The 17,805-nt window shown below is 69.1% G+C and carries 20 protein-coding genes and 1 pseudogene; 12 read left to right on the plus strand and 9 right to left on the minus strand.

Annotated elements, in window-relative coordinates; translation table 11 throughout:
- Positions 1 to 28: 28 nt before the first annotated feature.
- The 7 genes from ACYVMZ_RS25105 to ACYVMZ_RS25135 all read right to left on the minus strand — a co-directional run bounded on the left by ACYVMZ_RS25105 (position 29) and on the right by ACYVMZ_RS25135 (position 5,071).
- A complete protein-coding gene (locus ACYVMZ_RS25105; protein WP_461083342.1) occupies positions 29 to 661 on the minus strand; it encodes a hypothetical protein in 633 nt (210 codons plus the stop codon).
- Positions 648 to 1,061 carry a hypothetical protein gene (locus ACYVMZ_RS25110; RefSeq protein WP_461083344.1) on the minus strand — a complete coding sequence of 138 codons (414 nt, stop codon included), beginning with the start codon at positions 1,059 to 1,061 and terminating at the stop codon, positions 648 to 650. The genes ACYVMZ_RS25105 and ACYVMZ_RS25110 overlap by 14 nt, the downstream gene beginning before the upstream one ends.
- A 9-nt stretch (positions 1,062 to 1,070) precedes the next feature.
- Positions 1,071 to 2,420: a hypothetical protein gene (locus tag ACYVMZ_RS25115; protein ID WP_461083346.1), complete on the minus strand. Its 1,350-nt coding sequence runs from the start codon at positions 2,418 to 2,420 to the stop codon at positions 1,071 to 1,073.
- A complete protein-coding gene (locus tag ACYVMZ_RS25120) occupies positions 2,417 to 2,716 on the minus strand; it encodes a hypothetical protein (protein ID WP_461083348.1) in 300 nt (99 codons plus the stop codon). Before ACYVMZ_RS25120 ends, ACYVMZ_RS25115 begins: the two co-directional genes overlap by 4 nt.
- A 40-nt stretch (positions 2,717 to 2,756) precedes the next feature.
- Positions 2,757 to 3,842: a hypothetical protein gene (locus ACYVMZ_RS25125; RefSeq protein WP_461083350.1), complete on the minus strand. Its 1,086-nt coding sequence runs from the start codon at positions 3,840 to 3,842 to the stop codon at positions 2,757 to 2,759.
- Positions 3,839 to 4,510: a hypothetical protein gene (locus tag ACYVMZ_RS25130; protein WP_461083352.1), complete on the minus strand. Its 672-nt coding sequence runs from the start codon at positions 4,508 to 4,510 to the stop codon at positions 3,839 to 3,841. Before ACYVMZ_RS25130 ends, ACYVMZ_RS25125 begins: the two co-directional genes overlap by 4 nt.
- 216 nt (positions 4,511 to 4,726) lie before the next feature.
- Positions 4,727 to 5,071 (minus strand): hypothetical protein, encoded by a 345-nt coding sequence (locus ACYVMZ_RS25135; RefSeq protein WP_461083623.1) that lies wholly within the window; start codon positions 5,069 to 5,071, stop codon positions 4,727 to 4,729.
- Between ACYVMZ_RS25135 and ACYVMZ_RS25140 the strand changes: the two are divergent.
- A pseudogene (locus tag ACYVMZ_RS25140) lies at positions 5,042 to 5,212 on the plus strand (site-specific integrase); the annotation flags it as partial. The gene ACYVMZ_RS25135 and the pseudogene ACYVMZ_RS25140 overlap by 30 nt on opposite strands.
- 67 nt (positions 5,213 to 5,279) lie before the next feature.
- On the opposite strand, the gene ACYVMZ_RS25145 reads toward ACYVMZ_RS25140, so the two are convergent.
- Positions 5,280 to 5,717 carry a hypothetical protein gene (locus ACYVMZ_RS25145; protein WP_003974483.1) on the minus strand — a complete coding sequence of 146 codons (438 nt, stop codon included), beginning with the start codon at positions 5,715 to 5,717 and terminating at the stop codon, positions 5,280 to 5,282.
- A gap of 608 nt (positions 5,718 to 6,325) precedes the next feature.
- Here ACYVMZ_RS25145 and hemL point away from each other — a divergent pair.
- The 11 genes from hemL (at position 6,326) to ACYVMZ_RS25200 (ending at position 17,082) form a co-directional block, all read left to right on the plus strand.
- On the plus strand, positions 6,326 to 7,645 hold the full coding sequence (gene hemL, locus ACYVMZ_RS25150; protein WP_461083354.1) for a glutamate-1-semialdehyde 2,1-aminomutase: 1,320 nt from the start codon (positions 6,326 to 6,328) through the stop codon (positions 7,643 to 7,645).
- Positions 7,642 to 8,325: a histidine phosphatase family protein gene (locus ACYVMZ_RS25155; RefSeq protein WP_461083356.1), complete on the plus strand. Its 684-nt coding sequence runs from the start codon at positions 7,642 to 7,644 to the stop codon at positions 8,323 to 8,325. The genes hemL and ACYVMZ_RS25155 overlap by 4 nt, the downstream gene beginning before the upstream one ends.
- A 149-nt stretch (positions 8,326 to 8,474) precedes the next feature.
- Positions 8,475 to 9,764, plus strand: a complete 1,290-nt coding sequence (locus ACYVMZ_RS25160; RefSeq protein ID WP_461083358.1) for a polysaccharide deacetylase family protein — start codon at positions 8,475 to 8,477, stop codon at positions 9,762 to 9,764.
- Positions 9,765 to 9,831: 67 nt separating this feature from the next.
- On the plus strand, positions 9,832 to 10,524 hold the full coding sequence (locus tag ACYVMZ_RS25165; protein WP_461083360.1) for a TlpA family protein disulfide reductase: 693 nt from the start codon (positions 9,832 to 9,834) through the stop codon (positions 10,522 to 10,524).
- 1 nt (position 10,525) lies between these two features.
- Positions 10,526 to 11,299, plus strand: coding sequence for a cytochrome c biogenesis CcdA family protein (locus ACYVMZ_RS25170; RefSeq protein WP_461083362.1), 774 nt, complete (start codon positions 10,526 to 10,528; stop codon positions 11,297 to 11,299).
- Positions 11,300 to 11,302: 3 nt separating this feature from the next.
- Positions 11,303 to 13,039 (plus strand): cytochrome c biogenesis protein ResB, encoded by a 1,737-nt coding sequence (gene resB, locus ACYVMZ_RS25175; protein ID WP_461083364.1) that lies wholly within the window; start codon positions 11,303 to 11,305, stop codon positions 13,037 to 13,039.
- Complete coding sequence (gene ccsB / locus ACYVMZ_RS25180) at positions 13,036 to 14,118, plus strand: c-type cytochrome biogenesis protein CcsB (protein ID WP_461083366.1); 1,083 nt, start codon at positions 13,036 to 13,038, stop codon at positions 14,116 to 14,118. Before resB ends, ccsB begins: the two co-directional genes overlap by 4 nt.
- 92 nt (positions 14,119 to 14,210) lie before the next feature.
- Positions 14,211 to 14,825 (plus strand): RNA polymerase sigma factor, encoded by a 615-nt coding sequence (locus ACYVMZ_RS25185; RefSeq protein WP_461083368.1) that lies wholly within the window; start codon positions 14,211 to 14,213, stop codon positions 14,823 to 14,825.
- On the plus strand, positions 14,822 to 15,730 hold the full coding sequence (locus ACYVMZ_RS25190; RefSeq protein ID WP_461083370.1) for a CU044_5270 family protein: 909 nt from the start codon (positions 14,822 to 14,824) through the stop codon (positions 15,728 to 15,730). Before ACYVMZ_RS25185 ends, ACYVMZ_RS25190 begins: the two co-directional genes overlap by 4 nt.
- A 39-nt stretch (positions 15,731 to 15,769) precedes the next feature.
- On the plus strand, positions 15,770 to 16,174 hold the full coding sequence (locus ACYVMZ_RS25195; protein ID WP_461083372.1) for an SRPBCC family protein: 405 nt from the start codon (positions 15,770 to 15,772) through the stop codon (positions 16,172 to 16,174).
- 140 nt (positions 16,175 to 16,314) lie between these two features.
- On the plus strand, positions 16,315 to 17,082 hold the full coding sequence (locus tag ACYVMZ_RS25200; RefSeq protein ID WP_461083374.1) for a CDP-alcohol phosphatidyltransferase family protein: 768 nt from the start codon (positions 16,315 to 16,317) through the stop codon (positions 17,080 to 17,082).
- Here the strand turns inward: ACYVMZ_RS25200 and ACYVMZ_RS25205 are convergent.
- Positions 17,021 to 17,785 (minus strand): MerR family transcriptional regulator, encoded by a 765-nt coding sequence (locus tag ACYVMZ_RS25205; RefSeq protein WP_461083376.1) that lies wholly within the window; start codon positions 17,783 to 17,785, stop codon positions 17,021 to 17,023. The two genes, ACYVMZ_RS25200 and ACYVMZ_RS25205, sit on opposite strands and share 62 nt — an antisense overlap.
- Between the last annotated feature and the right edge of the window lie 20 nt (positions 17,786 to 17,805).

Below are 17,805 nucleotides of genomic sequence, written 5' to 3' on the forward strand. Positions count from 1 at the left end.
CTTCGGGGGGCACGGCGGAAGGGAGCCTTCAGGCGTAGCTCCAGCGGAAGGTGCCCATCACGGCATCGAACAACTCCACGAGGGTGTCGTAGAAGGCGGGATCCGAGCCGGGCGCGATCAGGGCGCTGAAGGAGAAGGTGAGGTACTGGTCGGGGGCGCTGTCCGGGACGGGAACGAAGTACTCGACCCGGCGGTGAGCGACGTCGACGCCCTTGGCCGCGTCGGCGGGTACGTCTCGCTCCGAGCGCAGGGCCGCGATGGCGTCGAGCTCCCGCGTCTCGGCACCGGGAGTCACGGAGGCGAGCACCGCCAGGACCGCTTCCGGGCCGCTGTTGGGCCGGACCCGCGGAATCTCGATCGGCTCGGAGGCCACGATCGAGACGGGCAGCGCGATGCCGTGGAGGCGTTCGGTGGGGAGGTAGAGGGTCATACCTCCCTTGGCACTGGCCCGGCGGACGACCTTCTTCATCTCCTGGGTGAGCTTCAGCCGGGCCTTCGGAATGTCGTCCTTGGGAAAGCCGACGGGCAGTTGTGCGACGGCCTTGCGGACGATGCGGTCCATCGCTTCCTTGGTGCCCGTGCGTAGCGGAATCACGTCCCAGCCGGGCGGCGGCACCAGGTTGAAGCCGTTCGGGGGCCGGCGGTGCTCAGCGGTGGTCATTGCGCCCCCGCGTCACTTCCACGGCGTAGGCAACGCCTACGAAGAGCGCCCACGCCGGGGCGGCGATCATGCCCGGCCAGAAGCCGAAAAACAGCGAGGGCAGGAAGAAGCCGCCGCCCATGGCGAGATCCCGGGTGAGGTAGGGCGGACGGCCCGCGTACCGGGGGTACTTCACGAACACCCAGACGTAGTGCAGGAGGCAGCCGACTATCCCGGCCTCATAGACGTAGAGCACGTCATTCATCAGGGACTTCGGCACCAGGATCATGATTCCCAATACCGGCAGGAACAGCGGCATCCCGATGATCAGCGTCAGCCGGAGCCGCCGGTTGGGGCCGGTGCCGATTCCGGTGCGGGCGGCTTCGGCCTCGGCAATGCGATGCGCCGAGTTCAGGTCCATGGTCATTCCTCACCAGTGGGTGTCGGGGGCGGGCTTCAGGGTGTTGTCCTTCCAGTCCGAGTACGCCGCGTTGTACGGCTTCTCGCCGGTACCGAACTCCTCCTTGGTCCAGCTTGTCAGGTCGCTCTTTCCCAGCGACTTGTCCATGACGTCCATCCCCATGCCGGTCCAGGCGATGCCGAGGCCCACCTGATAGGACTTGTACGCCTTGTCCGCCGCGGCCCCTGCGGCCTCCGGGAAGGCAGCCTTGTTCGCCTGCAGCATCTTCGCCATGCCGGCCATCTCCTTGTCGCCGAGGTGCACCAGCGTCGACAACGGGCTGACCCTCAGCGGCCCCTTGGCAACCAGGCCGACGTTCTGGGAGATGGACTTGCGCATCGCGTTACGGGCCGCTCCGAGGGCCTGCCGCCCCGGCCCTTCAGGCAATTTGGTCATCAGCCGCCCCGTGTCGTCCAGGATGCCCTTGACGCCCCTGAGCCCTCGGCTCAGGCCGGCGGTCCGGGCGGCCTGAGCGGCGCCCACGGTGGCCTTGGCGCCACTGGCGAGCTTCGCGGCAGCCCCGAGGCCACCGACGACGAGCAGTCCGCCCACGACGTCGAAGATGACATCCGTCCAGCTGGCGTCGCCGGACGCCACCAGTAGGAGTCTGAGCCCGATCGTGAGCGCCGCGATGCCGAGGACGAGCAGGTTCAAGCCGGGAATGGCGAGCGCCAGGAAGCCTGCCGCCGTCGCGACCCAGCCGAGAACATCGATGAAAGCCTTGATCCCGTCCGCATGGTCATGGACCCAGCCCTTAACGTCGTCCCACCACGAGTCCTCGATCACGTCCTCGATCTCGTCGCGGATCTTCCCGGCATGGTGATTGGCGCGGGTGTCCCGGTTTCCGGTGATGGCGTTCAGCCGGTTCCGGTACGACTGGAGGGGGTCGTGGTCGGTGCCGCTGACGGAGGGCCGGGGGGTGTTCTTGTCGGCGGAGTCGGCTTCCTTCTTCTTCTCGGCCTCGATCTCGCCCTGCTTTTCCTTCGCCTGCTGCAGGACCTTGTCGGCGTCCGACTGGAAGTCCTCCAGCTCGTTCGACCACGTGGTCAGATGGCCGTGTACACGCTCGTAACGGCCGGCCACCTCCCGCATGTGCTTCTCCAGCGTGCCGGACTCTTCGCGCAGGCGTTTGACGTACTTGCCCTTGAGGGTGTCCTCGTCGCTGATTGCCTTGAGGTTCTTGGCCTGCTCCCGGAGTTTTTTGGCGACCGAGATCATGTGTTTGACCTCGGCGCGGATCTCCTCCGGATCACCGGGCACCGGGTCGGAGTCGCACAGCGGCTGCCAGTCGACCGGACGGCGCTTGGATGTAGGTGTCACTTCTTCTGCTTCTTCTTGCCCTGCTTGGCCAACTGCTCGTCCAGGTCCTCGAACGCCTTCTTGGTTCCGGCCACCATCTCGCCCACCGACTTGAGTGACTCGACGAGCCGGGTGCGGTAGTCGTCCCAGTTGTCGACGAAGTCCTCCATGACGTCGGCTATGGCACCGGAGCCCCAGTGCTTGCCCATGTCGTCGCGACGGTTCTCGATGTCCTCGAAGGTCTTCTTGAGCTGCCCGAGCTTGCGTTCGCAGTCCGCAAGGAACTCGTAGTCGACCGTCAGGTCCGAATCGCCCATGGATGCCCCTCCCCCCGTGCGTGTGCTCGCTGCTGTCGGTTCACCGGTTGACGGCCTGGATCTCCTGGACGGTCACCGCCTGGTCGTTGCCGAACGTCCCGTCGGGCAGGTCGCCGCCCGCGCCGCCGCTGCCGGTCCAGGCGATGTCCCAAGTGATGGTGGCCTGGAGCTTGAAAGCGCCGTCGCCGGAGGAGCGAAGGTACTTGAGCCCGCACGGCGGTGTCTCGTCGGACTTGCCCTTGGCGTAGGGCTCGCCGATGGAGTCGTCGGCGTTGATGACGCACTCGCCGGAGGCCGGGTAGGTCTCGGCGTCCTCTGTGCCCGGCTCCAGCTTGAGGGACACCGGCTTGGCGGTGGTGGTGGCCTGGATGTTGAAACCGGGGACGTTGAGGGCTGCCGTAGCTTGGACCTCGTCGAAGACAGCCTTGTCGAGCCAGGCCCAGGTCGGCAGGTTCACTTTCGTGTTGGCCTCGGGGGCGAGGGCGACCTTGGTGTCGGGGAGCTCCATGTGCTGGTAGGCGAGGGCGGCGAGTATTTCCGGGCTGATGGCCTCTTCGTACTGGGGCGGCGGAGCCTCGCCGTTCTCGACCCAGAAGGGGAGGTCGGTGCACGAGGTCCGCTTGAGGTAGTCCGGCTCGTTGGGGTTCTCGACGCCGGCCCAGAACATTCCCTTGCCGTCGTTCTCGACGTTGTAGTCCTTGTAGCCGGGAGTGTCGGTCCAGCCGTACCCGTCCTCGTAGTGGCGCTTCGTCTGGCCGATCGCCGAACCAGCGGTCCCGCCCATCCCGGGTGTGTTCAGCTGGCGCTCGATGTCCTTGGACATCTTCTCCTTGAAGTCCTTGGCGCCGAGGTAGGGGGCGTACCAGCAGGGAGGGGGTGTCCAGTTGACGTCCGAGGACGTTACGTTTCCGGTGCCGCCGTCCTTGGCGACGGATCCGGAGTACTGGATGCGGGCTGCGGCGTAGATGCCAGTCTTGTCTCCGCCGCCCTGCTGTGCCGTGCCTCCGCCCTTGCCGTAGTCCACCGGTTCCGCCGCGGCGTTGGGCGCCGTGAGGACAAGAGTGCCGACGGCAAGGGTCAGGGCAGCAGTGCTGGTGCCGATGGCTCTACGCGGTGACCTGTTCACCGGCACTTCTCCGCCCCCGTCTCGACGAACACCTTTGATGCCTGCCACAGGCCGTCGCCCGTAGGGAACTTGACCATGACAACCTTGTAGTAACCGAAGTCCTTGAGGCTTGGCTCGCTCTTCAGGACCTTCCCCGTCTTGACCTCTTTGCCGTAGAACTTCCCGGTATCCGCGCAGAACGCGACCTCTACGGACTTGCCGTTCGGGGCGGACCGTGTGGTTGCATCGTAGTGACGGCGGGTGCCTGTGGCGGTCCAGCCGCCCTTGATCCATTCGTTGATCTGAACCTGCGCGTAGTGGAGCCCCTCGCCGGTGGAGTAGGCGGTCACGGCCGCGTCCTTGGTCGTGCGCTTGGCGACGCCCCGATAGATGGCGCGGAGGTAGTTCGCGGCGTCGTCCATCGCAGCCGCCTCGTTCTTGTCCTTCGGCCTGTCCCAGTCGAAGACCAGGTTCATGTCCTTCGGTAGGGACACATCCACGCCGTCCGGCTTGTCCTCCGCCGGTGCCCCCGACGGCGATTCCGACTCCTTCGGCGTCTCCGCTCCCTGGTCGGCGCCGACGATTTTGTCGTTGTCGCTGGACTTGTCGTCCCCGCTACCGCAGGCCGTCAACAGTAGTGCTGCCGTCGCCGCCAGTGCGGCAGCAACGGGCATTGGGCGGCGCTTCACAGTGACTCCCCGTGAGACAGAAGTTCAGTCAAGAGCACTGACGGTATCGGTGAGGTTCCCGATTTCACCAGAGCGAACTTCTGCTAGGACAGGGGCAATTCGGAGTGTATGGGGCTCTCGGAAGGCTGGTTGTGTCCTGATCGTGCCCGAACGGGGTGGCCCCGGATGCCGCAGTGTGCGGCGTCCGGGGCCGTAGTGCTGATGTGTCTCGATTCGCTAGTGCGGTGTCCTGCACCTGGAGCAAGCGCACGGCGGATACGCCGACATGAAGGGGACCGGGGTGCTGTGTTCGTCGGCCGGGATTTCGACCTTGCCGCAGTCTTCGGTCACCGTGCCTGCTGCGTCGATCTTGTAGACGCGGAGGGTGAGGCGGGAGCGGCGGTGGGTCGCGTTCGGGGTTTCGAGGGGGTCGGTCGGGGGCGGGGCATGGGTGGCGCAGTCCGGGCAGGCGTACACGTTGAAGCCGGGGCCTGTGGGCGCGTGGACCTGGTGGACCAGAACTGGTTCGTCCGTGTTGCGCCGGCAGCGGGCCCGGGCTTCACGCTGCGGACGTACACGCACCTGCTGCCGTCCAGCGAGACCCGCACCCGCAAGGCGATCGACGACGCCTTCACGGAAGATGAGGGCGGCCGGCCCGGAGCCCAGGGCATATCCGTGCCCCCAGAGAAACCAATGTGCCCTCAATGTGCCCTGGCGGCCTGAAGGCCCTCCTCCGCACATGACGAAGGCGGGGTCCGAAAACCCCGCCCGAATCCAGTGAAACCCCAGCTCAGGGCCACACAAGGCAATAAGGCTGATGCCCCGCCTCATGCAACCGATGCGAGAAGTCCTGCCACTCGTGCAGCAACTGGTACACGTTGAACGCATCCCGCGGCCCGCCCCGGTCCGGCACCGTCGACCAGATGAAGGCCGCCGCGCCCACCGCCTCCTCGCCGATGCCCCGCAGGGGATCGACGACGGTCATCGGGAGTTTGACCACCGCGTAGTCCGGGTGCAGGACGACCAGCTCCAGCGGTGGCACCTTGTGCAGGGGCACGCCCTCGATGCCCGTCAGCACCATGGCCGCCATCGTCTCCGGCTTGATCTTGGTGAACATGCCGTTCATGCCGAGCTCGTCGCCGCCGAGTTCTTCGGGGCGCATCGAGATCGGGACGCGGGCCGCGGTCGCGCCGTCGGGCGCGCCGAAGTACTTGTACGTCACCCCCACCCGACCACCATTCCCGCTCCCCGTCCGAAGACCGTCGACCCGTCGGTCAATACGTCGCTCGACCCGCTCGGGTTCACTCGGTAGACCCTGTGCCTGACGTGCTTCGTTCGTGTCCTCCGCGTCGCGCCGGTGCCTTCCCCGCCGGGCACGTCGAGGACCCAGGTCGTCAGTCCCCTCGCCCAGTCCGCCACCGCGATGCATATCTCCACCCGACTGCTTTTCTAGGACGCGTGTCCCCCGCCGCGCAACCCGATCATCGTGTCAGTGACCTCCCCCACGGCCGCCCGCCGAAACGTGCGCTGAAACATCTGTCCGCAGGATCTTTTCAGCCTCTGACCGCCCTGGGCCGTTTGAGCTGTGTGTATCAGGTACCAGTTTCGCAGATGACCGGGGATCGAGGGCTCGTTCACGGTCAGGGCCCTGGCCCGCCGGTCAGCAGCGGCCCTCGCCCCCGCCCTGTCCACCGCTCCCGCACCGCTTCCCTCCGCACCCGCACAGCGCCCCCTGCCACCGTGCCCCCCTGCCACCGTGCCCCCCTGGCCTACCCTGAACAGGTCACTGGCAACCGGAGTCCGAGAAGTCGGAGAAGGTCGGAGAAGTCGCAGGTCATGAGCGAACAGGCATATCCGTACGAAGCCCCAGCCTCGCAGGCTCTTTTCGACCGTGCGGCGGCCGTCACGCCCGGCGGCGTGAACTCCCCGGTGCGGGCCTTCCGTGCCGTGGGCGGCACGCCCCGGTTCATGGTGTCCGGCAGCGGGCCGTATCTGACCGACGCCGACGGGCGGGAGTACGTCGACCTGGTCTGTTCCTGGGGGCCGATGATCCTCGGGCACGCGCACCCGGAGGTCATCGCCGCCGTGCAGGAGGCCGTGGCCCGCGGTACGTCCTTCGGTACGCCCGGTGAGGGCGAGGTCGCGCTCGCCGAGGAGATGGTCGCCACGGTCGCGCCGCTGGAGCAGGTGCGGCTGGTGTCCAGCGGGACCGAGGCCACCATGTCGGCCATTCGGCTGGCCCGCGGGTTCACGCAGCGCAGCAAGGTGATCAAGTTCGCCGGGTGCTACCACGGGCACGTCGACTCGCTGCTCGCCTCCGCCGGCAGCGGCGTGGCGACCTTCGCGCTGCCCGACACCCCGGGCGTCACCGGCGCCCAGGCGGGCGACACGATCGTCCTGCCGTACAACGACCTCGACGCCGTGCGCGCCGCCTTCGCCGCCCATCCCGGCGAGATCGCCTGTGTGATCACGGAGGCCGCGCCCGGCAACATGGGCGTCGTGCCGCCGATGCCCGGGTTCAACCAGGGCCTCAAGGACGTCTGCGCCGAGCACGGCGCCCTCTACATCTCCGACGAGGTGATGACCGGGTTCCGCACCAGCAAGGCGGGCTGGTACGGCGTCGACGGGGTCACGCCCGACCTCATGACCTTCGGCAAGGTCATGGGCGGTGGCTTCCCCGCCGCCGCCTTCGGCGGACGGGCGGACGTCATGGCGCACCTCGCCCCGGCCGGGCCCGTCTACCAGGCCGGCACGCTCTCCGGGAACCCCGTCGCCACCGCCGCCGGGCTCGCCCAGCTGCGCCTGCTCGACGACGCCGCGTACGGGAAGATCAACGCCGTCTCCGCGCAGATCCAGTCGCTGGTCTCCGAGGCCCTCACCAAGGAGGGTGTGACGCACACCGTCCAGAGCGCCTCCAACATGTTCTCCGTCTTCTTCACCGACCGGCCCGTGCGCACCTACGAGGACGCCAAGGCGCAGGATTCCTTCCGCTTCACCGCCTTCTTCCACGCGATGCTGGCGAACGGCGTCTACCTGCCGCCGTCGTCCTTCGAGTCCTGGTTCGTGTCCACCGCGCACGACGAGCGGGCCCTTCAGCGGATCGCCGACGCCCTTCCGGCGGCGGCCCGAGCGGCGGCGGAGGCCACGGCACCATGACCACCAGCAGTGACATCACCGTTATCCACCTGATGCGGCACGGCGAGGTCGCCAACCCGGACGGGATCCTGTACGGGCGGCTGCCCGGCTACCACCTGTCCGAGCTGGGCCGGCGGATGGCCGACCGGGTCGCCGAGCACCTCGCCTCCCGTGACATCACCTACGTCGTCGCCTCGCCGCTGGAGCGGGCGCAGGAGACGGCCACGCCGATCGCCAAGGCGCACGGGCTCGACGTCGACACCGACGAGCGGCTCATCGAGGCCGGCAACGTCTTCCAGGGGAAGACGTTCGGGGTCGGGGACGGCGCGCTGCGCAGGCCCGGGAACTGGAAGCACCTGTTCAACCCGTTCCGGCCGTCGTGGGGCGAGCCGTACGTCGACCAGGTCGTCCGGATGATGAACGCGCTGAACTCGGCGAAGGACCGGGCGCGCGGGCACGAGGCGGTGCTGGTCAGTCATCAGCTGCCGATCTGGATCGTGCGGTCGTACGTGGAGCGGCGGCGGCTGTGGCACGACCCGCGCAGGCGGCAGTGCACGCTGGCGTCGCTGACGACCTTCACGTTCCAGGGGGACAGGATCGTTTCCGTCGGCTACACGGAGCCGGCCCGCGACCTCGTCCCGGCCCACCTCCTCGCCGGCGCCAGGCCGGTGAAGGGGAAGGACAAGGCCTTCGGAGCGTAAGAGCTCCGAACAGAATGGGCGCCCGGCGCAGTCCCCCTATGACACCTTCGTGACATTTGTTGCGAAATGTTCGCGATCGCAAGGAACCTCCCCCTTCGTCACGTCCTCTGACTGGGTGACCACCAGAGAACGTGACGAACGGGGATGCGATGCGCACTCTCACCCGTAGGGGAATGCTCGGGCTCGGCGCGGGCGCCGCGGCCGCCGTCTCGCTGGCGGGCTGCGGCGGTCTCACCGAGTCAGATGGTCCGAGCCATGCCGGAGGTTCCGGGAAGAACCGTTCCGGCAGGCCGACGCCCACCGCCCGCCCCCTCGGCGACGGCTCCACCTCCTACACCGGCAAGCAGCCCCACCAGCCGGACCAGCCCGTACCGCTGGAGCCGGGTCAGACCCCGCCGCAGTTCGTCGTCTTCTCCTGGGACGGGGCCGGGGAGGTGGGCAACGGGCTCTTCCCGCGCTTCCTGGACCTCGCCAAGGAGCACGGCGCGAGCATGACCTTCTTCCTCTCGGGGCTGTATCTGCTGCCCGAGTCGAAGAAGCGGCTCTACAACCCGCCGAACAACCCGCGCGGCGCCTCCGACATCGGTTACCTCACCGACGAGCACATCAAGGACACGCTGAAGAACGTCCGCCGCGCCTGGCTGGAGGGCCACGAGATCGGCACGCACTTCAACGGGCACTTCTGCGGAGAGAGCCACGGCTCGGTCGCGCACTGGACGCCCCGGCAGTGGCGCAGCGAGATCGAGCAGGCCAAGTCCTTCGTGAATGAGTGGCGGACGAACACCGGGTGGACCGACCTGCCGTCGCTGCCCTTCGACTACGACAAGGAGCTCGTCGGCGGCCGTACGCCCTGTCTGCTCGGCCAGGACAACCTGCTGCCCACCGCCCGCGAGCTCGGCTGGCGCTACGACGCCTCCTCGCCCGGCGGCCGTCAGGTCTGGCCGCGGAAGAGGCAGGGCCTGTGGGATCTGCCGTTGCAGCAGATACCGTTCCCCGGGCGTTCCTTCGAGGTCCTCTCGATGGATTACAACCTGCTGGCAAATCAGTCCATAAACTCCACAAACGCCCCCGCCCACAACTACCCGGCATGGCGGGAGCAGTCGGCTCAGGCGTACATCCAGGGATTCAAGCGGGCATACGAGACAAACCGGGCACCCCTCTTCATCGGCAACCACTTCGAGCAGTGGAACGGCGGCATCTACATGGACGCCGTGGAAGAGGCCTTCAAGCACATCGCGCGGGAGAAGGAGAAGGGCGCCGACGTGCGGCTGGTCTCCTTCCGGCAGTTCGCCGACTGGCTGGACGCGCAGAAGCCCGAGGTGCTCGCGAAGCTGGGGACCCTGGAGGTCGGGCAGGAGCCGGCCGGTGGCTGGAAGGAGTTCCTCCAGGACGCCGAGGGGGCCGAGAAGACCTCTGCGGGGGCCGGACAGGCCGCCTGAAATGCGGGTTTCCGCCCGCAAGGGGGGGTGGGCGAGATCCCCAGAACGGACATGCGAAACTTTTCACATGAGTGCCGCCAGCCGCGCCCCCCTGCGCTCGAACCGCTCGAACGACACGGACCACTCGGCCCGCTCGGACCGCTCGGGCCACTCGGCCCGCAGGACCCGCACCCCCCGGGTCCGCCGCCGCGCCGCCCTGACCGCCGGCGTCGCCGCGGCCGCACTGCTCCTGTCCGCGTGCGGCTCCGGCGGAACGTCCGGCGGGGGCGGCAACACCAACTTCGTCACCGGCACCGACGGCATCGCCACCGTCGCGAAGGGCGAGCGGACCGCGGCACCCGACCTGTCCGGCAAGACCATCGACGGCAAGACGCTCGACGTCGCCGACTACAAGGGCAAGGTCGTCGTCATCAACGTCTGGGGTTCCTGGTGCAACCCCTGCCGCGCCGAGGCCAAGTACTTCGCGAAGGTGTCCAAGGAGTACGCCGGCAAGGGCGTGCAGTTCGTCGGCATCAACACCCGGGACACCTCGACCGACGCCGCCGTCGCCTTCGAGAAGGACTGGGGCATCACCTATCCCAGCCTGTACGACCCGACCGGCAAGCTGCTGCTGCGCTTCAAGAAGGGCACCCTCAACCCGCAGGCGATCCCCTCCACGCTGATCCTCGACCGGGACGGGAAGATCGCGGCCCGCTCGCTGTCGGCGCTCAGCGAGGAGCGGCTGCTGAAGATGCTCAAGCCGGTCGTCGCGGAGCAGTGACGTGACCGCAGTCACCACCCTCGCCGCGGCCACGGACCCCAACGGCACGGTGCTCAACGGCGCCCTGCTGGTGGCCCTGCCCATCGCCCTGATCGGCGGGCTCGTCTCCTTCTTCTCGCCGTGCGTCCTGCCACTCGTGCCCGGCTATCTGTCGTACGTCACCGGAGTCAGCGGCACGGACCTGGCCGAGGCCCGGCGGGGGCGGATGGTCGCCGGTGCCTCGCTGTTCGTGCTCGGCTTCACGGCCGTGTTCGTCTCCGGCGGGGCCTTCTTCGGCTACTTCGGGCAGACGCTCCAGGATCAGCGGGGCGTGCTGTCCAAGGTGCTGGGCGTGTTCATGATCCTCATGGGCGTCTTCTTCATGGGCCTGATGCCCTGGCTCACCCAGCGCGAGTTCCGTTTCCACAAGAAGCCGGCGACCGGACTGGTCGGCGCGCCCGTGCTGGGCGCGCTGTTCGGCATCGGCTGGACGCCCTGCATCGGCCCGACCCTGGCCGCCGTGCAGACCCTCGCCCTGGACCAGGGCAGCGCGGGACGCGGCGCCATACTGACGGTCGCGTACTGTCTGGGGCTGGGCGTGCCGTTCGTGCTCGCCGCGGTCGCCTTCCGCAAGGCGCTCGGCGCCTTCGGCTGGGTCAAGCGGCACTACGTCTGGGTGATGCGCATCGGCGGCACCATGATGATCGTGACCGGTCTGCTGCTGCTGACCGGTGCCTGGGACCGCATCGTGCAGGAGATGCAGGTCTGGTCCGACGGCTTCACTGTGGGGATCTGATCGATGAGCAAGACCACGACCACCGACGCGAACCAGGCCGCCGCCGACGACCGGGAGCTGGGCGCCGCCGGCTCCCAGCTCACCACCGCGCCCAAGGAGGAACTGCCCAACCTGCCCGCTCTGGGCGTCCTCGGCTGGGCCCGCTGGTTCTGGCGGCAGCTGACCTCCATGCGGGTCGCGCTGCTGCTGCTCCTGCTGCTGTCGCTCGGCGCGATCCCCGGCTCGCTGATCCCGCAGTCCGGCGTGGACGAGACGAAGGTCGCCGACTTCCGCAAGGACCACCCCGCCCTCGGTGACCTCTACGACAAGCTCGGCCTGTTCCACGTCTACAGCTCGGTGTGGTTCTCCGCGATCTACATCCTGCTGTTCATCTCCCTCATCGGCTGCATCGTCCCGCGCACCTGGCAGTTCGTCGGCCAGCTGCGCGGCCGCCCGCCCGGCGCGCCCCGGCGCCTGACCCGGCTGCCCGCCTACACCACCTGGCGCACCGAGGCCCCACCCGAGCAGGTCCGCGAGGCCGCGCTCGCCCTGCTGAAGAAGCGCCGCTTCCGTGCCGACCTCGCCGGTGACGCCGTCGCCGCCGAGAAGGGCTACCTGCGCGAACTGGGCAACCTGGTCTTCCACATCGCCCTCATCGTGATGCTGGTCGCCTTCGCCTGGGGCCAGCTGTTCAAGTCCGAGGGCAACAAGCTGGTCGTCGAGGGCGACGGCTTCTCCAACACCCTCACCCAGTACGACGACTTCAAGTCCGGCAACCTCTTCTCCGCCGACGACCTGGTCCCCTTCAGCTTCGACCTGAAGAACTTCACCGGCACCTACGAGCGCACCGGCCCCAACAAGGGCACCCCGCGCACCTACCAGGCCGAGCTCACCTACAGCGCGGGCGCCTACGGCCAGCAGAAGAAGACCACCGTCAAGGTCAACGAGCCGCTGCAGATCGGCGACGCCAAGGTCTACCTGGTCAGCCACGGCTACGCTCCCGTCGTCACGGTCCGCGACGGCAAGGGCCGGGTCGTCTTCCGCGACGCCGTACCGCTGCTGCCGCTCGACGCCAACGTCACCTCCTCCGGTGTCGTCAAGGTCCTCGACGGCTACCGCACCCCCGAGGGCAAGAAGGAACAGCTCGGTTTCAACGCCTTCTTCGTGCCCACCTTCGGCGGCTCGGCCAGCGGCACGATGCTCTCCCAGTTCCCCGCGCTCGACCATCCGGTCCTCGCGCTGTCCGCCTACCACGGCGACCTGGGTGCCGACTCCGGCATCCCGCAGAGCGTGTACCAGATGGACAAGAGCAACATGAAGGAGTTCAAGGACTCCAAGGGCCAGCTGCTGAAGAAGCTGCTGCTGCCCGGCGAGACCATGAAGCTCCCGGGCGGCGCCGGCTCGGTCACCTTCGAGAAGGACATCAAGGAGTGGGCCGGCTTCCAGGTCGTCCAGGAGCCCGGCGGCGGCTGGGCCCTCGCCGGTGCCCTCGCCGCCATCGGCGGACTGGCCGCCTCCCTGTTCATCCAGCGCCGCCGCGTCTGGGTGCGGGCCGTGCAGGGCGCCGACGGCGTCACCGTCGTCGAGATGGCCGGCCTCGGCCGCAGCGAGTCCGCCAAGGTGCCCGAGGAACTCGGCGACCTCGCCGGGATCCTGTACGACCAGGCGCCCGGCGCCCCCGACCCGGACGACGACCCCGCAGCGTCCTCCACCACCCCCGACCCCCAAGTCGTACCTGCCGAAGGGGCTGAGCAGCAGTGACTCTCGCCGCCGCCACCAACGAAAACCTCGCGAGCATCAGCAACGTGCTGATCTACTCCGCGATGGCCGTCTACACCCTGGCCTTCTTCGCGTACATCGCCGAATGGCTCTTCGGCAGCCGCAGCAAGGTCGCCCGCACGGCAGCCGCCCTCACCGCGCAGGCGGAGGAGCAAAAGGCCGGTCCGGCGGTCACCGTGAAGAAGGCCGGCGGCACCGCCGTACTGGAGCGGCCGAAGGTCGTCGTGCGGGCCGCGGCCGGTCAGCGGGACGTGCCCGACGGGCCCGGGGCGCACGGCGGGGACGAGCAGGGCGACCTCTACGGGCGTATCGCCATCTCCCTCACCGTGCTCGCCTTTCTCGTCGAGTTCGCCGGGGTGCTTGCGCGGGCCCTGTCGGTGCAGCGGGCGCCGTGGGGCAACATGTACGAGTTCAACATCACCTTCTCCACGGTCGCCGTCGGCGTGTACCTCACGCTGCTCGCCCTGAAGAAGAACGTCCGCTGGCTCGGCCTGCCCCTGATCACCACGGTCCTCCTCGACCTCGGTCTCGCCGTCACTGTCTTGTACACCGCCAGCGACCAGTTGGTTCCCGCCCTCCACTCGTACTGGCTGTACATCCACGTCTCCACGGCGATCTTCTGCGGCGCGGTGTTCTACGTCGGCGCGGTCTCCACGGTCCTGTACCTGTTCAAGGACTCCTACGAGAACAAGCTGGCGAGCGGCGGCACGCCCGGCACCTTCGCGACCTCGGTCCTGGAGCGGCTGCCCGCCGCGTCCTCCCTCGACAAGTTCTCCTACCGCGTCAACGCGGCCGTCTTCCCGCTGTGGACGTTCACGATCATCGCGGGCGCCATCTGGGCCGGCGACGCCTGGGGCCGCTACTGGGGCTGGGACCCCAAGGAGACCTGGTCCTTCATCACCTGGATCGCCTACGCCTGCTACCTGCACGCCCGGGCCACCGCCGGCTGGAAGGGCCGCAAGGCCGCCTATCTCGCGCTCATCGCCTTCGGCTGCTGGCTGTTCAACTACTACGGCGTGAACATCTTCGTCTCCGGCAAGCACTCGTACGCGGGCGTATAAGCACGCGGGCGGGTAAGCCCCTACGGCGAAGGCCGGTTCCCGTGACCCAGGTCACAGGAACCGGCCTTCGTCGTGCGGACAGGTAGGAGAGCGTGGATACGAATCTGCGGAAGCGCATCCGCGCGGGGGACCACGACGCCTTCGGCGATCTCTTCGACGCGTACGCACGCTCCGTCTACAACCACGCCTTCCGGCTCACCGGCGACTGGGTGAGCGCCGAGGACGTCGTCTCGCTGACCTTCTTGGACGCCTGGCGGTTGCGGGAGAGGCTCGACGAGGAGGGCGGATCGCTCAGGCCCTGGCTGCTCGGCATCGCCACCAACGTCACGCGCAACACCCGCCGCGCCGCGCGAAGACACGCGGCCGCGGTGGCCCGCCTACCGCGCGACGAGGCCGTACGGGACTTCGCCGACGAGGTCGCGGGCCGCGTGGACGACGCGGCCCAGCTGGCCCTCGTGCAGACGGCGTTGGCGAAGCTGCGCCGCGCCGAGCGCGAGGTGCTGGCGCTGTGCGTGTGGTCCGGACTGGACTACGCGGCGGCCGCCGAGGCGCTGGGCGTGCCCGTGGGCACCGTACGGTCGCGGCTCTCCCGGGCGCGGACAAAACTCGCGAAACACCTGAAAAGCGCGGAACTGCCTTCCGGGCTCGGACAGATGAGAGGTGACCGCACCACCGCGGTCAGGCCCATAGGGGAGGGAAACCGATGAACCAGCTTCCCGAGAGAGACCTTCCGCCGGGCCGTCACCGACTCCTCAAGGAGCATCTGATGACCGAGATCCGGCGCACCGACCACCCCGCTCCCGCCCGCAAGCCGTCCAGGTGGCTGCGTCCCGCCCTGGTGGCGGGTGCCGTCGCGGCCGTGGCCGCCACCCTCACCCTCGCCCTGCCGTCCGACGAGCCCGCACCGGCCGCTTCTAAGGAGGCCGCGGCCCTGCTGGAGGACATCGCGCTGGCGGCCGAGCACGCGGACGTGCCGAAGAACATCCGCGACGACCAGTTCGTGTACATCAAGAGCAAGGGCGGCTGGACCTCGCAGACGGGCGACGGGCCCGCGAAGCTCGAACCCATCCGTCAGCGCGAGGTCTGGCTGTCGGTGGACGGCTCGCAGGCGGGCATGCTGCACGACCCCGATGCCAGGTCCGACCACGAACTGCTGGAGAAGCCGACCCCCGGCATCCCGTCCAACACGAACTACCGCCACCTCCAGACCCTCCCCACCGACCCCGACAAGATGTACGAGTGGCTGAACAGCGTCAGCGAAGGCAGCAGCAGCAAGGACGAGGCCAACTTCGTCCTCGTCGGCGACCTCGCCCGTGAGTCCCTGATGCCGCCCGCCCAGGCCGCCGCGCTCTACCGGGCCGCCGCGAAGATCTCCGGTGTCTTCGTCGTCGACGACGCGGTCGACGCGGCCGGCCGGCACGGGGTGGCGGTCGCCCGGGTCGACGACGGGGAGCGCGTCGAGCTGATCTTCGACAAGAAGACCAAGGAGTTCCTCGGCGAGCGCGAGGTGGCCGTCGAGGACCTGCCCTGGGGCTTCGAGAAGGGGGAGGTGACCGGCCGCTTCGCCGTCCTGGAGCGTGCCGTGGTGGACAAGCGGGGCGAGCGCCCGTAACCGCGTGCGCGCTCCCCGGCCAGGGGTCAGGCTGGTGTCATGACCGGTTCCATCGAACAGGGCACCAGCCAGACCCACGGGAACACGCGCGTCCTGCACTTCCTGGTACGGCTTCCCCGGCCCATGGAGGCGGTCTGGCCGGCGTTCGCCACCCCCGAGGGGCTCGCGGGCTGGTTCACCGAGGCCGATGTACTCCAGCCGCGGCTCGGCGGCCTCGTCGCGCTGAGCGGGCTGGGCGCCGGGCAGATCACCGCCTGGGACGTGGACCGGGTCGCCGAGTACACCGTGGAGGGCACCGGCCGCATCCGCTTCCATCTGGAGCGTGACGGCGACGAGGCCTGCGTCCTCCGCTTCACCCACGAGTCCCAGGGCGGGCAGGAGTCCGAGCAGCGCTGGCGGGCGCGGTTCGAGCGGCTGGTCAGCCTGCTCGGGAACAGCCCTTGATCAGGTCGCTCTGCCCGGCGGCGGCCGCGGTGACCCCGTACCAGGTGACCCGTGCCGTGGGGCGCCGTACGACCCCTCGGTAACCTGGGCCGATCATCGCCGCGTTCGCGGCAGTCGGGCCCGGGTGTGGAGGGACGGTCATGGGTGCTGCGCCGGTACTGGAGGAGCTGCGGGAGGTCTGTCAGCCGCAGGCCAAGCTGGCGAGCCGCAACGGTGAGCACTGGGCGGGCCGGCTGTACATGCGGAGGATCTCGCTGCGGGTGACCCGGCAGCTGGTGCGCACCCCCGTCACCCCGGACCAGCTGACCTGGACGATGGTCGTGTGCGGGGTGGCCTCCGGTGCCGCGCTGATGATCCCGGGGCTGACGGGCGCGGTCCTCGCGGTCGTCCTGATGCAGCTCTTCCTGCTCTTCGACTGTGTGGACGGCGAGGTCGCCCGCTGGAAGGGGCAGAACAGCGCGACCGGCATCTACGTCGACCGGCTCGGCGCGTATCTGGCGGACGCGGCGCTGATGATCGGGGCCGGGTTCCGGGCGGCCGGGTCGGGCTTCGACGGCTGGGTGTCCCTCGGGCTCGCGACCGCCCTCGGGGTCGTCCTGCTGAAGGCCTCCACCGACCTGGTGGACGTGGCCCGGGCCCGGCGCGGGCTGGGCGTCGCCGACGACGAGGCGACCCGGCCGCGCTCGCAGGGCGTGGCCACGGTCCGCCGGCTCGCCGCCGCCTTCAAGATCCACCGCGTGACGAACGGCATCGAGGCGTCCCTCGTCCTGCTGGCCGCCGCGGTCGCGGACGCGGTGACCGGCGGCGTCGACCCGACCCGCTGGGTGCTCGTCGCGCTGGCCGTGATCACGTGGCTGATGGTCCCGGCCCACCTGCTGTCGATCCTGTCGTCGTCCCGTCTGCGCTGAGGCAGCCCAGATAGTCGTGGAGGGCGCCCGCGCCCTCCAGCATCGCCCGCGTACGAGCCGTGAGGGCCTCCCCGCGCGCCATGATCGCCGCGCGCAGGGCCTCGCTGCTGCCCTCGCGCCGCAGGCCCTCCAGCACCGGGCGGATCTGGTCGAAGAGGTAGTGGCTGCGGCGCAGGGTGTGGACGAGCCGGGCGTCCCGGACGTCGGTGGGGGTGTAGACGCGGTAGCGGGTGCCGCGTTCCCGCTCCGGGGAGAGCAGTCCCGCCGCTTCCCAGACGCGCAGGGCGGAGGTGCGTACGCCGAGCAGGGCCGCCACCTCTCCGATGCGCAGGCCGCCGGAGCGGGGGAGCGGGGGCGGTTGCTCGCGGGCCAGTGACTCCAGGGCCTCGCTCGTCGCCCGCAGAGCCACCCGTTCCTGGTGCAGCGCGGCGTGTGCCGCGTCGAACACCGCGAGGGCGCCCGGGACGTCCCCGTCGTGCACGGTCCGCATGATCCGGGTCGCCGTCACCGGGCCGTACGTACGCATGAGCACCCGGTACGCCAGCAGAGCGCGGCGGTGTACGCCCGTGAAGACCCGGTAGCCCGAGTCCGTCCGGGCCGCCGGGGGCAGCACACCGGCCTCCTCGTAGTTGCGGATCTGCTGCGTGGAAACACCGGCCAGCCGGGCCAGGTCCACGGGACGGAGACGGCGTTCGTTCCTCACGGGTTTGAAGGTTACGCGCT

The sequence above is a fragment of the Streptomyces deserti genome, assembly GCF_054782695.1.

Excerpts from the sequence above, each read along its gene's own strand:
- ACYVMZ_RS25105 (WP_461083342.1), bottom strand. The coding sequence starts at position 661 with ATGACCACCGCTGAGCACCGCCGGCCCCCGAACGGCTTCAACCTGGTG.
- ACYVMZ_RS25110 (WP_461083344.1), bottom strand. The coding sequence starts at position 1,061 with ATGGACCTGAACTCGGCGCATCGCATTGCCGAGGCCGAAGCCGCCCGC.
- ACYVMZ_RS25120 (WP_461083348.1), bottom strand. The coding sequence starts at position 2,716 with ATGGGCGATTCGGACCTGACGGTCGACTACGAGTTCCTTGCGGACTGC.
- hemL (WP_461083354.1), top strand. The coding sequence starts at position 6,326 with ATGAGCGAACAGGCATATCCGTACGAAGCCCCAGCCTCGCAGGCTCTT.
- ACYVMZ_RS25155 (WP_461083356.1), top strand. The coding sequence starts at position 7,642 with ATGACCACCAGCAGTGACATCACCGTTATCCACCTGATGCGGCACGGC.
- ACYVMZ_RS25160 (WP_461083358.1), top strand. The coding sequence starts at position 8,475 with ATGCGCACTCTCACCCGTAGGGGAATGCTCGGGCTCGGCGCGGGCGCC.
- ACYVMZ_RS25165 (WP_461083360.1), top strand. The coding sequence starts at position 9,832 with ATGAGTGCCGCCAGCCGCGCCCCCCTGCGCTCGAACCGCTCGAACGAC.
- resB (WP_461083364.1), top strand. The coding sequence starts at position 11,303 with ATGAGCAAGACCACGACCACCGACGCGAACCAGGCCGCCGCCGACGAC.
- ACYVMZ_RS25190 (WP_461083370.1), top strand. The coding sequence starts at position 14,822 with ATGAACCAGCTTCCCGAGAGAGACCTTCCGCCGGGCCGTCACCGACTC.
- ACYVMZ_RS25195 (WP_461083372.1), top strand. The coding sequence starts at position 15,770 with ATGACCGGTTCCATCGAACAGGGCACCAGCCAGACCCACGGGAACACG.
- ACYVMZ_RS25200 (WP_461083374.1), top strand. The coding sequence starts at position 16,315 with ATGGGTGCTGCGCCGGTACTGGAGGAGCTGCGGGAGGTCTGTCAGCCG.